We start from the raw sequence: 12,239 nt of genomic DNA, 5'->3' as shown, positions 1-12,239 counted from the left end.
ACGCCGACAAGGACCCGTCCGCATACGGACGAGCCCAGATACGGCGGCGCGCACGGATACGTGCCCGCCCGCCGCGCACTGCCTCCCATCCGGACTTTAACCGTCGGTCCAGGAATTTCACCTGGTCAACCGGCCGCTGGAAGCGACCGGGTCGCGGACTGTAACCGCCGGTTCGGACTTTCACCGACCCCGGAGTGCGCTGCTTCTGGTACACGGCCAGTGTGCCACGCCGGGTGGTCGTCCATACAGGTGACCGGTGTGGGTTCCCTCACAGTGCGTGTCGCTGGACTTGCGCGGCGAAACCGTCCTGGTCAACTGCCCTGCGCAGGGCGCTGGTTGACCTTGGTCCAGACCCATTGACCGTACTGGTCTAGTCCTTTTAGGGTGCGGGCGGGCCCGGTGGCGGTGACGACGGCCCTTGCCCGCCGCCGGGCCGCCACGCCTCTGGCAGGGTGGGCCCATGATGACGACGTCCCTGCTCGCCGACGAGTTCGAGCCCCACCGACCCCGGCTGTTCGGCCTGGCCTACCGTCTCCTCGGCTCCGCGCAGGAGGCGGAGGACGCGGTGCAGGACGCGTATCTGCGGTTCAGCGGCGCCGACCGTGCGGTGATCGAGCACCCGGGGGCGTGGCTCGCCAAGGCGGTCACCAACCTCTGTCTGACCCGGCTGACCTCGGCGCGGGCGCGGCGCGAGGAGTACGTCGGGGCATGGCTGCCGGAGCCGGTGGTCACCTCCGACGGCACGCTCGGGCCGCTGGAGTCGGCGGAGCGCCGGGAGCTGGTCTCGATGGCGGTACTGGTGCTGCTGGAGCGGCTGACACCGACCGAGCGGGCGGTGTACGTGCTGCGCGAGGCGTTCGGCTACGGCCACCGGGAGATCGCCGGCGTCCTGGAGCTGAGCGAGGCCAACTGCCGTCAGTTGTACCGGCGGGCGGTGCAGCGGGTGGCCGTACCGGAGGGCCGGTTCGAGCCCGCTCCCGAGCGGCGGGAGGAGCTGGTCACGTCGTTCCTCACGGCGGCCCGGGAGGGTGACCTGGCCGGCCTGGAGAAGCTGCTGGCGGCGGATGTGACCTGGTGGAGCGACGGCGGCGGCAAGGTCACCGCGGCCCGGCGGCCGATCGAGGGCCGGGAGAAGGTCATCCGCTTCCTGGTGGGCGCCGCCCGGCGGCTCGTGGGGGATCCGAAGTACACGCTGGTGGAGGTCAACGGCGCGACCGGGCTGGCCGCGTGGGAGGGCGACACCCTGTACGCGGTCGCCGAACTCGAGCTGCGGGACGGGCGGATCGCGCAGGTGCGGGCCGTGATGAACCCGGACAAACTGGAGTACGTACGACGGCAACTCACGGCCCCGTAGCCGGGCCCGCCGGGGGTTGTCACATTTCACGGGGGCTGCGCGGTCCCAGCTGTGGAAGGGCGCTCCGACAGGGAGCGCCCCGGTGTCCGGAGGGACGGAAACAGCATGACCACGATCCTGGTGACCGGCGGAACCGGCACGCTCGGGCGGCTCGTCACCGAGCGGCTGCGGGCGGACGGACATGAGGTGCGGGTGCTGAGCCGGCACACGCAGCCGTACGCCGTCGACCTGCGCGAGGGCGGGCCCGGTCTGGATGCGGCCCTTGCGGGTGTGGAGACGGTCGTGCACTGCGCGAGCACGCCGCGGGGCGGGGACGAGCAGGCGGCGGACCATCTGATCGCGGCGGCGCGGCGCGCCGGGGTGGGCCACCTGGTGTACATCTCCATCGTCGGCGTCGACCGGGTGCCGTTCGGCTACTACCGGTCGAAGCTCGCGGTGGAGCGCCGGATCGAGGAGTCGGGGCTCGGCTGGACCGTGCTGCGGGCGACCCAGTTCCACGACCTGCTGGTGACGCTGTTCCAGGGGCTCGCCAAGCCGCCCGTCATGCTGGTGCCGGCCGGGGTGCCGGACCAGCCGGTGGAGGTGGCCGAAGTGGCCGCCCGTCTGGCCGAGTTGGCCGTGGCGCCGCCGGCCGGACGGGTCCCGGACATGGGCGGTCCCGAGGTACGGTCACTCGACTCGCTGGCCCGCGCCTACCTCCGGGCGACGGGACGACGCCGGGCGGTGGCCCGCATACCCCTGTTCGGCAAGACGTACCGCGCGTTCCGCGCGGGCGGCCATCTGGCACCGGAGCAGGTGGGCAAGGGCAGCTTCGAGGAGTACCTGGCACGACGGTTCGGGGGCGGGCGGGGCTGAGGCACCCCTGGCGGTCCGGGCCATGACGCGATCGGATGCACCGGCGTTCACCCGAACGCCGGGCGCGTCCGTCACAACCCGGCGTCCTGCCGCAATCGCGCCACAAAACCGACCGCCTCAACTCCTCGCCTTCGGCCGGCAAATCATGAAGTACTGCGAGCTCAACCACCAGGGCGCATGCCGCACCGGGCTCAGATGCACGGCATCGATGTAAAACCGCTCGCTCACTACCTCTCGCAGTTCACGAAAGTCGAAACCCTTGTGCGTCGTGCGAGGGTTCTGCGGCCGAGTAACACGCCTTCCGACCATGGCCTTCAGTACTTCCGAAGGCGAGTATTCCGACCTGAGCGAGCGGCTGCGAATCATCCAGTTCGACACCTTCGGCGCGATCGCCAGGCCGTACATGATCGGTACGGACATCACGAGTGCGCCGCTCTCGTTGAGAATTCGTGATGCGTCTTTCAGCAGCGCATCGACTTCCTCGTCGTAAAGATGCTCGCAAACCTCGAACGCCGTCAGAACGTGCACACTGTCCGACGCGACGCTGTCCAGCGATTCTGCATACTTCAATTCGGGATACGTCGGTGCCATGTACGGATCGTGTCCGACGAGCGTGACGTCAGGGCGCACCTCGCCAAGCATGTGCAGAAAAAGGCCCGGCCCTGCCCCAAAATCGACGACAGTGCCACGCTCGGCACAGACCCCGGCGACGAGATCGATTCCCTTCTTCAGACGAGCGCGATGGGCGAAACGTGCCAGCGGATTTCCGGATCCGACTGTTTGTTCTTCGTAGGAAATTTCGCGCATACAGAGGCTCCGTCACCGTGACTACGGCCAGTTGGTCCCGAGTTTTCGCTGCGATTTTCGTCCCGCCACACGCCGACTTCTGAAGCGTTCGTCTCGGCGAGATACCGGCGGACGGACAGTAGCAAGGAGTCCGGACCGCACGAAGAGCAACGCGCCCCATCCGATGAAGGCCATCCCCCCGGGCCAATCGACGTCACCCAGCAAGTAAGCGCGGACGACGGGAATCGCCGGACAGGCCCTAGCGCTCCGGCGGTGCGAAGAGTTCGTCCTGGGCTCGTTCCCGGGCCGTCAGCAGGGCCCCGCGCAGGACCGCGGCGCCGCCGAGGCTGCCGGCCCGCACCTCGGTGACCAGCGGGGACATGCGTCGCAGCCGCTCCTCCACGAGCCGTGCCAGCACTGCTCCCCCGGCCTGCCCGATCTCACCGCCCAGCACCACGCATCCCGGGTCCAGCACGGCGACGACGGACGCGACACCGACGGCGATGCGGTCGGCCAGGGCACCGAGGAAGCGGGCGGCGCAGGACGCGGCCGAGTTGCTGCCGACGTACTCACGCGTGCCCGGTCCGGCGGACGGTGGCCGCTCGCCGGCGTCGCACTCGTCCGCCCCGGCCATCTCCTCCGGGAGCGCCGACACCGCCTCGGCCACTGTCGTCGCGGCGCCCGGGCCGTCCGTCGGTTCCGTCGCGGGCAGGCCGAACTCATGGGCCAGTGCGCCGATCGCCGCCGCTCCGGCGAGTGAGTGGAAGCCGCCGTCGCAGTCCGTTGCCGAGGGCAGGGAGGTCGTCCCCGGCACCGGCAGGAAGCCGATCTCCCCGGTGCCGCCGGAGGCGCCGCGGCGGAGGGCGCCGTCGAGGACGACCGCGGCGCCGACACCGTGGCCCAGCCAGAGCAGGACGAAGGTGTCCCGGTCCTGGGCGGCGCCCTCGCGCTGCTCGGCCAGAGCGGCCAGGTTGGTCTCGTTCTCCACGGTGACCCGGGCCTCGGGCAGCCGTTCCTGAAGGGCCGCGGCCAGGCGCCGGTGCCATGCGGGCAGGCCCCCGGAGTCGCGGAGGTCGCCGGTGGCGGGGTCGATGAGACCCGGCGCTCCGATGCCGACGGTGTGCAGCCGGTCGGCGCCGGCCTCCTTCGCGGTGCGCTCCACCGCCGCCACCGCCTGCTCCACGGCGGGGCCGGTCCCGGTGTCCCCGCCGATCGGCACGGACGCCTCCGCCAGCACCCGCCCGACCAGGTCGGAGACCAGCACGACGACGCCCTCGGTGCGTACGTCGAGCGCGGCCAGGTGGGCACGGTCGGCGACGAGGCCGTAGAGCCGGGCGTTCGGACCCCGGCGCTGCTCGCCGGACTCCCCTGCCACGGTGATCAGGCCGGAGGCGGTGAGGCGTTCGACGAGGTCCGCGACGGTCGGCCGGGACAGTCCGGTCAGCTGCTTCAACTGCCCTGCCGTCAGCGGGCCCTCCTGCTGCAGCAGCCGCAGGGCGAGCCGGTCGTTGATGGCCCGGGCGGTGCTCGGTGATGCGGGCATGACGGGAATCCTCCCAGACTCGGGCGGCCGTAATACTCCCTATCTATCAGGCAGGGTCCCTGATAGTTTACGGCGATGCGCCGAGGAAGCGGCGACAGAGCACACCCGGGGAGGGGTTGGAAACATGGGTGACGTGGGCTACACGCGCGACGAGGTCAGCCGCGCCCGGTACGCCGTGGCGGCCGTGTTCGCCGTGCACGGCGCCGTGACCGGCTCCTTCGCGACCCGTGTGCCGTGGATCCAGGAGCACGCCTCGCTGAGCGCGGGGCAGCTCGGGTTCGCGCTGGCGTTCACGGCGTTCGGCGCCTCGTGCGCGATGCCGCTGGCGGGCCGGATCAGCCACCGGTTCGGCAGCCGTACGGCCCTGCGGGGCCTGCTCGCGCTGTGGACCCTGTCGCTGGTCCTCCCGTCCCTCGCGCCGAACCTGTACATGCTGTGCCTGGCGATGTTCGCCTACGGCGCGACCGCGGGCATGGCCGACGTGGCGATGAACGCGCTGGGTGTCGAGGTGGAACGGCTCATGGGGAAGTCGATCATGTCCGGGCTGCACGGCATGTGGAGCGCGGGCGCGCTCGTCGGCTCGGCCGCGGGCACGCTCGCCGCCCACCTCGGCTCGGACGCGCGCGTGCACCACGCGCTGGCCGCGGCGACCCTCACCCTGCTCGGACTGCTGGCCTGCACCTGGGTGCTGGACCTACAGCCCGCCGCGGACGAGGAGCCGCCGCCGCGGTTCGCGCTGCCGCCCCGCTCCGCGCTGCTGATCGGCGCGGTCGGCTTCTGCGCGGTGTTCGCGGAGGGGGCGAGCCTGGACTGGTCGGCGGTGTTCCTGCGGGACCGGCTGGACAGCTCGGCCGGGCTGGCGGCGGCGTCGACGACCGGGTTCATGCTGACGATGGCGGTGGCCCGGATCGCCGGGGACGCGGTGGTGAACCGCTTCGGCGCGGTCCGTACCGTACGGGCCGGCGGTGTCCTCGCCGGGCTGGGCGGCCTGCTGGTGGTCGTCGCGACGCATCCGGCGGTGGCGATGGCCGGGTTCGGGCTGATGGGACTCGGTATCGCCGTGGTCGTGCCGCTGTGCTTCGCGGCGGCCGGACACTCCGGCCCGAACCCCAGTCAGGCGATAGCGGGCGTGGCGACCATCACCTACACCTCGGGGCTGATCGCGCCGAGCCTGATCGGCGGGGTGGCGCAGACGACCAGTCTGACCGTCTCGTTCTGCGTGGTGACCGCGCTGGCGTTCGGGCTCGCCGGGCTCGCGGGGGTGCTGCGCACCGCCGAGCGTGGCAGCCGGACCCGGATCAGTCCGCAGGCCGCAGCAGTGCCCGACCCGCGGCCCTGAAGGAGTCGCTCCACGGCGCGGGGCGCAGGGTCGCCGCGTCCAGCCGGACCAGCACCCGGGTGCCCTGCGCGTAGGTCTGCGTACCGTCGGCCGAGCAGAAGCGGAAGCCGTAGGTCAGGCCGGTGGTGCCGAGCTGTTCCAGCCAGAGGTGGACGGCGTAGACGCCCGGGCGGGTCACCGGAGCCTCGTAGCCGATGCGCAGTTCACGCACGGCGTTGCAGGCGTCGCCGGCGGCCGCCCAGTCGCCGTCGAAGCGGACGCCGTACTCGTTCCACAGCTCGGTCCAGGCGCGCTCCACCATCAGCGGATAGCGGGCGTTGTGGAGCAGCCCGAGCGCGTCCAGGTCGTCGAAGTGGACGACGACGGGGATCAGCCGGCCATGGGAGACGGCGGGGGCGATCGGGGCTTCGGCGGTCACGGGCAGGGCTCCTGAACGACAGGGTGCGGGGCGGTGCGGATACTCCATACTAAGCGACCGCTCAGGAGCCCTGGCCGGGACGGTCCTGGTCAGGCCCGGGTCAGCCCGCTATCGAGTCAAGCTGCTCGGCGGCGGGCCGCAGTGCCCACAGGTCGCCGCCGGGAGGCGTCTGGAGCTTCGGCACGGCCGCCCTGGCCGCCCGGTCACCGGCGTCCGCCGCCGCATGGACGACATCGCTCGCCGCGTACCGGTGGAACTCCAGCTCGGGATGTGGCCAGGCGGCGGAGCCGGTCGCGGCCGGCAGCAGATAGTCCACCGCCTTGAACATGCTCTGCCCGTCCGGCCCTCGATAGGACCAGAGGTCCACGCCCACCTGCCTGCCGATGGCGGCGAGCCGGGTGTAGGCGACGAGGTCGAAGGTCGAGTAGTGCCAGCTGCGGGTGCGGGCGAGTTCCTGCGGCTGACTGCCGTCGGCGGCGATCTGCGGGTCGATCCGCCTGCTCCGCGCGTCGAGCACGGTCCGCCGGGCCAGGGCCGTGTCGCCGGTGGCGTAGGCGAGGGCGGCGAGCTGCATGTCGTAGAAGGTGCCGTGGTTGTTGGCGGCCGCACCCTCCTGCCTGCCGAAGTCGCTGTTCTTCAGCCAGCCGAGGAAGTCGGTGTTCCACTTGCTCATCGCGGTGCGGTCCCCGGAGCTCCAGCCAGGGGCTCCGGTGGCGAGGATCGCCTGGGCGTCGAGCACGCTCGTGTACGACTGCGAGAAGTCGATGATGCCGATGGCCCGGCCGTCGTACTTGCACGGGATGAACTGGGCGTGGTCCAGGTCGGGGTTCATCCGGGTGGCCGGGTCGAGGAACCAGGTGCGCAGGATCTGCCCGGCCTTCTCGGCGTAGCTCCGCCTGCCGGTGTAGTACCACGCGAGCGAGAGGTCGTACGCGGAGTCGAAGACCTTCTCCACGTCCTGCCGGTCCGTGCCGCTGTCGACCTCCGGATTGCGCTGACCGTCGCGCTGGACGTAAGGGCAGCCCCAGGGGTTGTCGGCGGTGGGGGTCGTGGTGGGCCACCAGTAGGGGGCCTGGCTGAGGTAGTCGTGGACGTCCCCGCCGGGGGCGGGCTTCGGCTTGTCGACGACCGTCCAGGGCCCCTGGTCCAGCCAGGAGTCGGCGCGGGCGGTCAAGTCCTCGAGGGCGCGGCGGAGTTGGGGGTCACGGTCCAGTCGGGCCCGGGTCTGCTGGAGGCGGGCGCCGTCGAGGACGGCGGTCCGCGGGGCCTTGGGTGCCGCGTGGGCGGAGGGGACGAGCACGGCCGAGAAGCTCACCACCGCGGCCAGCAGCACGGCCGCACGGGATCTTCCACTCATCAGGCACTCCGATCGTCACGAGTCAGGTATGTGAACTGAGTTCATGAGTGGGACCGTGTGAGCGTAGAGCTGCCAGGTAACCATGACAATGGTGCGGACCGTCTTCACGTACAGAGAAAGCGAAACCCCACCATGGACCTCGGCGTGCGCTGGAAGCTGCACGGTGACGGGCGCACACCCGCACCCGGAGCGGTGGTACGCCCCGACGAACGGCTCTCCTGGCCACGCACGGCGGGCCTGGGCGCCCAGCACGTCGTGGCGATGTTCGGAGCCTCGTTCGTGGCCCCCGTGCTCATGGGCCTGGACCCGAACCTGGCGATCATGATGTCCGGCGTGGCGACCGTGATCTTCCTGCTCGCCACCCGCGGCCGGGTGCCGAGCTACCTGGGCTGCTCCCTGTCGTTCGTGGGCGTGGCCGCCGTCATCCGTGCGCAGGGCGGTACGAGTGCCACCGTGACCGGCGCGGTCTTCGTGGTCGGCGCCGCGTTGTTGCTGGTGGGTCTCGCGGTGCAGCGCTTCGGGGCGCGGATCATCCATGCCACCATGCCGCCGATCGTCACCGGCGCGGTCGTCATGCTGATCGGCTTCAACCTGGCCCCGGTGACCGCCTCCACCTACTGGCCGCAGGACCAGTGGACGGCCCTGCTGGTGATGCTCTTCACCGGTATGGCGGTCGTCTGTCTGCGTGGTTTCTGGTCCCGCATCGCGATCTTCCTGGGGCTGGTCTTCGGGTACGGCATCTCCTGGGCCTTCGACCGGATCTTCGGGCAGATCCACTCCATGAGCCCGAGCGGCAAGGTCACCGACCACTGGCGCCTCGACCTCTCGGGCGTCTCCGGGGCCGACTGGATCGGGCTGCCGTCCTTCCACGGACCGTCCTTCCAGTGGTCGGCGATCCTGGTCGCGCTGCCGGTCGTCATCGCCCTGGTCGCGGAGAACACGGGGCACGTCAAGGCGGTCGGCGAGATGACCGGCGATCCGCTCGACGACAAGCTCGGTACGGCGATCTCCGCGGACGGCGTCGCCTCGATGCTGTCGACGGCGGTCGGCGGCCCGCCCAACACCACCTACTCCGAGAACATCGGTGTGATGGCCGCGACCCGCGTCTACTCCACCGCCGCCTACTGGGCCGCGGCCGGTTTCGCGCTGCTCTTCGGCATCTGCCCCAAGTTCGGCGCCGTCGTGGCCGCGATCCCGGGCGGCGTCCTCGGCGGCATCACCGTGATCCTCTACGGCATGATCGGCCTGCTCGGCGCGCAGATCTGGCTCCACGCCAAGGTGGACCTGCGCAACCCGCTGAACCTGGTCCCGGCCGCCGCGGGCATCATCATCGGCGTCGGCAACGTGAGCATGAAGTTCACCGACACCTTCTCCCTGAGCGGCATCGCCCTCGGCACCCTGGTCGTCATCACCGGGTACCACGCCCTGCGCGCCTTCGCCCCCGCCCATCTCAAGGCGCAGGAGCCGCTGCTGGACGAGGGCACGTCCGCCTACGACGAGGGCGGTCAGCGCGCCAAGTCGTAGGCGTAGGACGGTGTGAACGTGCCGGCCGCACCCGTGCAGCCGTCGGACTCCCCCGGCAGCTTCACCCACAGGTAGGCGTCGATCTGCGGCTCGCCGGTGACCAGGGTCGGCGCCCGGCCGATCTTCCGGCCGGCCGGGTCGCACCACTGGCCGTCGGGCGGGGCCCCGTTGCCGTTGCGGCTGGTGTCGATCACCGCCCCGAGGGAGGCGGGGCCGCCGAGGGCGTCGAGGACCTGCCGGTCGTAGGCGATCTCGTCGGCGGTGGTGTGGAAGTTGGAGACGTTGCTGAAGATGCCGTCGGAGGCGGCGGCTCCCGCCTGCTTCAGGAGCGCGGCCTGCCGGGCGGGCGGGTTCCAGCCGGAGTGTCCCGCGTCGTAGTAGACCCTCGCGCGCGGGTTCGCCGTCTTCAGCGTCCGGCCCGCCCGGGCCAGCGAGGCGAAGCGGGCGGCGCGGGCGGCGTCCGACAGGCAGCCGGACTGGGCGATCGAGTCCGGCTCCAGGATCACGATCACCTCGCCGGAGCCCAGCCCCCGCGCGAAGGCGTCGATCCAGGCGTCGTAGGCCGCCAGGTCCGGCGCCCCGCCCCGGGAGGCGCCGCCGCAGTCGCGGCCGGGGATCGCGTACGGCACGAGTACCGGGACCCGGCCCTCGGCCGCCGCGCCCGCGGTGACCGCCCGCACCCGGGCGGCGATGGTGCCGGCGGCCCGGTCGGCGAACCACACCGCGGCCGGCCGGTCGGCGATCCGGGACGCGATGAGGGCGGTGCGCGGGTCGTCGGGATGGGCGCGGACCCAGTCCAGCACCTGGGAGTCGGGGTGGCGGTAGAGGCGGGGGGACACGGTGGTGGTCGGCTGCTTCCGCTCGGTCCGGGCCGGGGAGGGTGCGGGGAGCCTCGTCCGCGGCTTCTCCGGTGCGGGCGAGGGCGTCGTCCGGCCGGTCCTGGAAGGGGAAGGCGACGGCAGGGGGACGGCGGGCAGCGGCGCGCGGCTCGCCGCGCGGGTCACCTCGGGCCGGGCCCGGTCGGATCCCCCGGCCTCGTCGAACGCGGAGATCGTCCCGGTCACGGTGCCGACCAGGGTGACCATCGAGGCCGCCGCGACCATCGCCCCGCGCCGCAGAGCGCGCCTGCGCTCGGCCCGGCGCGCTGCCAGGCGCCGGGTGCGTAAGCCTGACACGGTCTCACACCCCCTCCCGCGCCCGTCCCGCGCGATGTCACTCCCACCCGTCCCGCGCGGATCGCTCCCACTCGTCCCGCGCTGCGTTCCCGCCGTTCCGGGTTCCCCCGTTCCGGCGAAGCAACGGGCCGGTCGGCACGCCGGTCAGCCTAGGGCTGGGACCCTTCCCCCATGGCGCAGTTGGAACACTTCAGCACGCCCGTCGACGCCGTCCTCGCGCGGATGCGCGCCCTCGACGCGGAGCTGCCAGAGCGGGACGGGGTCGCCGTGTTCAACCGCGTCTACCTCGCCGTCACCGAGGAGGTCGACCGGCGCCTGGACGCCGGGGAGTTCCCGGACCCGCGGGCGGCGACCGCGCTGGACGTCCGGTTCGCCGAGCGGTATCTGGCGGCGGTCGACACGGTGGCCCAGGACCGCCGCGCGCCCGCCTGCTGGCGGCCCCTGTTCCAGTTCCGCCGGCACCCCGGGGTACGGCCGCTGCAGTTCGCGCTGGCGGGCATCAACGCGCACATCGGGCACGATCTGGCCCTGGCCGTGGTGGACACCTGCCGTACGCTCGGCTGCGAACCGGCCGACCTGGAGGACGAGTTCGACCGCGTAGGTGATCTCCTCGCCTCGCTGGAGGAGCGCATCCGCGAGGATCTGATGCCGGGCCCCGACCTGCTCCAGATCGCCGACCCGCTCACCCATCTGCTGGGTTCCTGGAGCCTGGAGCGGGCGCGGGACGCGACCTGGACCGCGGCCCGGGCCCTGTGGGCGCTGCGCCACTGCGAGGACGTCGCGGAGGAGTTCACCGAACGCCTGGACGCGGCGGTCGGCTTCGCGGGCCGCATGCTGCTCACCCCGCTGGCCGACTGAGCCGGGCCGGATCCGGCCGCCTGGCGAGCCTCCCGCGGAACACCCTTGTGACCCCCGTATGTTGACGGCTCAACATCCAGCGCAGAGGAGCAACGGTATGGCGACCCGACTCGGCCTGAGTCTTCCCCAGATGCGCCAGTACTCCATCGGCAAGGACGTCCCCGACGTGGCACGCGCCGCCGAGGAGATCGGTTACGACAGTCTGTGGGTCTTCGAGCGAGCCCTGTTCCCGGAACCCGCCACCCAGGGACTGTACGGCATCGAGGGCATGCCCTGGCCCGACCAGTACCGGGGCGTGGCGGACCCGCTGGTCACGCTCACCCTGGCGGCTGCGGCCACCGAGCGGGCCCGGCTCGGCACCAGCGTGCTCGTCGCTCCCCTGCACATCCCCTTCCAGCTGGCCAAGGCCCTCGCCTCGCTGGACGCCGCGAGCGGCGGCCGGGTCCTGGCCGGCCTCGGCACCGGATGGTCCGTCGACGAGTACGCGGCCGCGGGGATCCGGCCGATCGAGGAGCGGGGCAAGGTACTGGACGAGATCATCGACGTGTGCCGGGCCGTATGGGGCCCGGACCCGGTCGTCCACGACGGGCGCATCACGAAGATCGCCTCCGCGGTCGTCGGCCCCAAGCCGGCCAGGCCGATCCCGATCCTGCTCGCCGCGAGCAACAAGCGGGCCTGGCGACGGCTCGTCGACCACGCAGACGGCTGGCTTCCGGTGGGCATGGGCGTGAAGCAGATCGCCGCGCAGTGGCGGGAGTTGCAGGACCTGGCGGCGGAGCGCGGTCGCAAGGAGCCGATCCAGACGGTACTGCGGGTCAACTGCGTCCGCCTGCCCAAGGCGTACGAGGGCGCGGACCGCCCGCCCTTCCAGGGCGACGTCGACCAGATCGTCGAGGACCTGGCGGCGCACGCGCAGATCGGCCTGGAGGAGATCCTCGTCGACCTCCAGGGCACCGCGCGGGACGCGCAGGAGCTGAAGGACGTCGCCTCCGAGGTGTTCGAGAAGGCGCGGGCGGCCGGAGTCTGAGTC

Annotated in this window: 11 protein-coding genes and 1 riboswitch; of the genes, 6 read left to right on the top strand and 5 right to left on the bottom strand. The window is 71.9% G+C overall.

Annotated features, from left to right (window positions below):
* Positions 1-71 precede the first annotated feature (71 nt).
* Positions 72-202, bottom strand: a riboswitch (FMN riboswitch).
* A gap of 261 nt (positions 203-463) precedes the next feature.
* Positions 464-1,354: an RNA polymerase sigma-70 factor gene (locus tag ABZ471_RS23095; protein WP_359068736.1), complete on the top strand. Its 891-nt coding sequence runs from the start codon at positions 464-466 to the stop codon at positions 1,352-1,354.
* Positions 1,355-1,459: 105 nt separating this feature from the next.
* Complete coding sequence (locus ABZ471_RS23090; RefSeq protein WP_359068674.1) at positions 1,460-2,209, top strand: NAD(P)H-binding protein; 750 nt, start codon at positions 1,460-1,462, stop codon at positions 2,207-2,209.
* A gap of 117 nt (positions 2,210-2,326) precedes the next feature.
* On the opposite strand, the gene ABZ471_RS23085 is transcribed toward ABZ471_RS23090, so the two are convergent.
* Both ABZ471_RS23085 and ABZ471_RS23080 read right to left on the bottom strand, forming a co-directional pair.
* Positions 2,327-3,016, bottom strand: coding sequence for a methyltransferase domain-containing protein (locus ABZ471_RS23085; RefSeq protein ID WP_359068673.1), 690 nt, complete (start codon positions 3,014-3,016; stop codon positions 2,327-2,329).
* A 238-nt stretch (positions 3,017-3,254) separates the two neighbouring features.
* On the bottom strand, positions 3,255-4,538 hold the full coding sequence (locus ABZ471_RS23080) for an ROK family transcriptional regulator (RefSeq protein WP_359068672.1): 1,284 nt from the start codon (positions 4,536-4,538) through the stop codon (positions 3,255-3,257).
* Between the two features lie 124 nt (positions 4,539-4,662).
* Here ABZ471_RS23080 and ABZ471_RS23075 point away from each other — a divergent pair, with 124 nt between their 5' ends.
* A complete protein-coding gene (locus ABZ471_RS23075; protein ID WP_359068671.1) occupies positions 4,663-5,877 on the top strand; it encodes an MFS transporter in 1,215 nt (404 codons plus the stop codon).
* On the opposite strand, the gene ABZ471_RS23070 is transcribed toward ABZ471_RS23075, so the two are convergent.
* Both ABZ471_RS23070 and ABZ471_RS23065 read right to left on the bottom strand, forming a co-directional pair.
* Positions 5,837-6,295, bottom strand: coding sequence for a thioesterase family protein (locus tag ABZ471_RS23070; RefSeq protein WP_359068670.1), 459 nt, complete (start codon positions 6,293-6,295; stop codon positions 5,837-5,839). The genes ABZ471_RS23075 and ABZ471_RS23070 overlap by 41 nt on opposite strands.
* A 100-nt stretch (positions 6,296-6,395) precedes the next feature.
* The gene (locus tag ABZ471_RS23065) at positions 6,396-7,652 is read right to left on the bottom strand and encodes an alginate lyase family protein (RefSeq protein WP_359068669.1); all 1,257 of its coding nucleotides are present in this window, start codon (positions 7,650-7,652) and stop codon (positions 6,396-6,398) included.
* A 132-nt stretch (positions 7,653-7,784) separates the two neighbouring features.
* Here ABZ471_RS23065 and ABZ471_RS23060 point away from each other — a divergent pair, with 132 nt between their 5' ends.
* Positions 7,785-9,176, top strand: a complete 1,392-nt coding sequence (locus tag ABZ471_RS23060) for a solute carrier family 23 protein (RefSeq protein WP_359068668.1) — start codon at positions 7,785-7,787, stop codon at positions 9,174-9,176.
* Here ABZ471_RS23060 and ABZ471_RS23055 read toward each other — a convergent pair.
* A complete protein-coding gene (locus ABZ471_RS23055) occupies positions 9,158-10,279 on the bottom strand; it encodes a glycoside hydrolase family 6 protein (protein ID WP_359068735.1) in 1,122 nt (373 codons plus the stop codon). The two genes, ABZ471_RS23060 and ABZ471_RS23055, sit on opposite strands and share 19 nt — an antisense overlap.
* A 243-nt stretch (positions 10,280-10,522) precedes the next feature.
* Between ABZ471_RS23055 and ABZ471_RS23050 the strand changes: the two genes are divergently transcribed.
* Positions 10,523-11,209 carry a DUF5995 family protein gene (locus tag ABZ471_RS23050; RefSeq protein ID WP_359068667.1) on the top strand — a complete coding sequence of 229 codons (687 nt, stop codon included), beginning with the start codon at positions 10,523-10,525 and terminating at the stop codon, positions 11,207-11,209.
* 97 nt (positions 11,210-11,306) lie between these two features.
* Positions 11,307-12,236, top strand: a complete 930-nt coding sequence (locus ABZ471_RS23045; protein ID WP_359068666.1) for an LLM class F420-dependent oxidoreductase — start codon at positions 11,307-11,309, stop codon at positions 12,234-12,236.
* The last annotated feature ends 3 nt before the right edge of the window (positions 12,237-12,239 follow it).

It is taken from the genome of Streptomyces sp. NPDC005728, assembly GCF_040630895.1.
In the GTDB taxonomy this organism is placed as follows: domain Bacteria; phylum Actinomycetota; class Actinomycetes; order Streptomycetales; family Streptomycetaceae; genus Streptomyces.
The sequence above is the reverse complement of the archived record's forward strand: the minus strand, read 5'-3'. Positions and strand labels throughout refer to the sequence as shown.

Excerpts from the sequence above, each read along its gene's own strand:
- ABZ471_RS23065 (WP_359068669.1), bottom strand. The coding sequence starts at position 7,652 with ATGAGTGGAAGATCCCGTGCGGCCGTGCTGCTGGCCGCGGTGGTGAGC.
- ABZ471_RS23080 (WP_359068672.1), bottom strand. The coding sequence starts at position 4,538 with ATGCCCGCATCACCGAGCACCGCCCGGGCCATCAACGACCGGCTCGCC.
- ABZ471_RS23075 (WP_359068671.1), top strand. The coding sequence starts at position 4,663 with ATGGGTGACGTGGGCTACACGCGCGACGAGGTCAGCCGCGCCCGGTAC.
- ABZ471_RS23060 (WP_359068668.1), top strand. The coding sequence starts at position 7,785 with ATGGACCTCGGCGTGCGCTGGAAGCTGCACGGTGACGGGCGCACACCC.
- ABZ471_RS23095 (WP_359068736.1), top strand. The coding sequence starts at position 464 with ATGACGACGTCCCTGCTCGCCGACGAGTTCGAGCCCCACCGACCCCGG.
- ABZ471_RS23055 (WP_359068735.1), bottom strand. The coding sequence starts at position 10,279 with ATGGTCGCGGCGGCCTCGATGGTCACCCTGGTCGGCACCGTGACCGGG.
- ABZ471_RS23045 (WP_359068666.1), top strand. The coding sequence starts at position 11,307 with ATGGCGACCCGACTCGGCCTGAGTCTTCCCCAGATGCGCCAGTACTCC.
- ABZ471_RS23050 (WP_359068667.1), top strand. The coding sequence starts at position 10,523 with ATGGCGCAGTTGGAACACTTCAGCACGCCCGTCGACGCCGTCCTCGCG.
- ABZ471_RS23085 (WP_359068673.1), bottom strand. The coding sequence starts at position 3,016 with ATGCGCGAAATTTCCTACGAAGAACAAACAGTCGGATCCGGAAATCCG.
- ABZ471_RS23090 (WP_359068674.1), top strand. The coding sequence starts at position 1,460 with ATGACCACGATCCTGGTGACCGGCGGAACCGGCACGCTCGGGCGGCTC.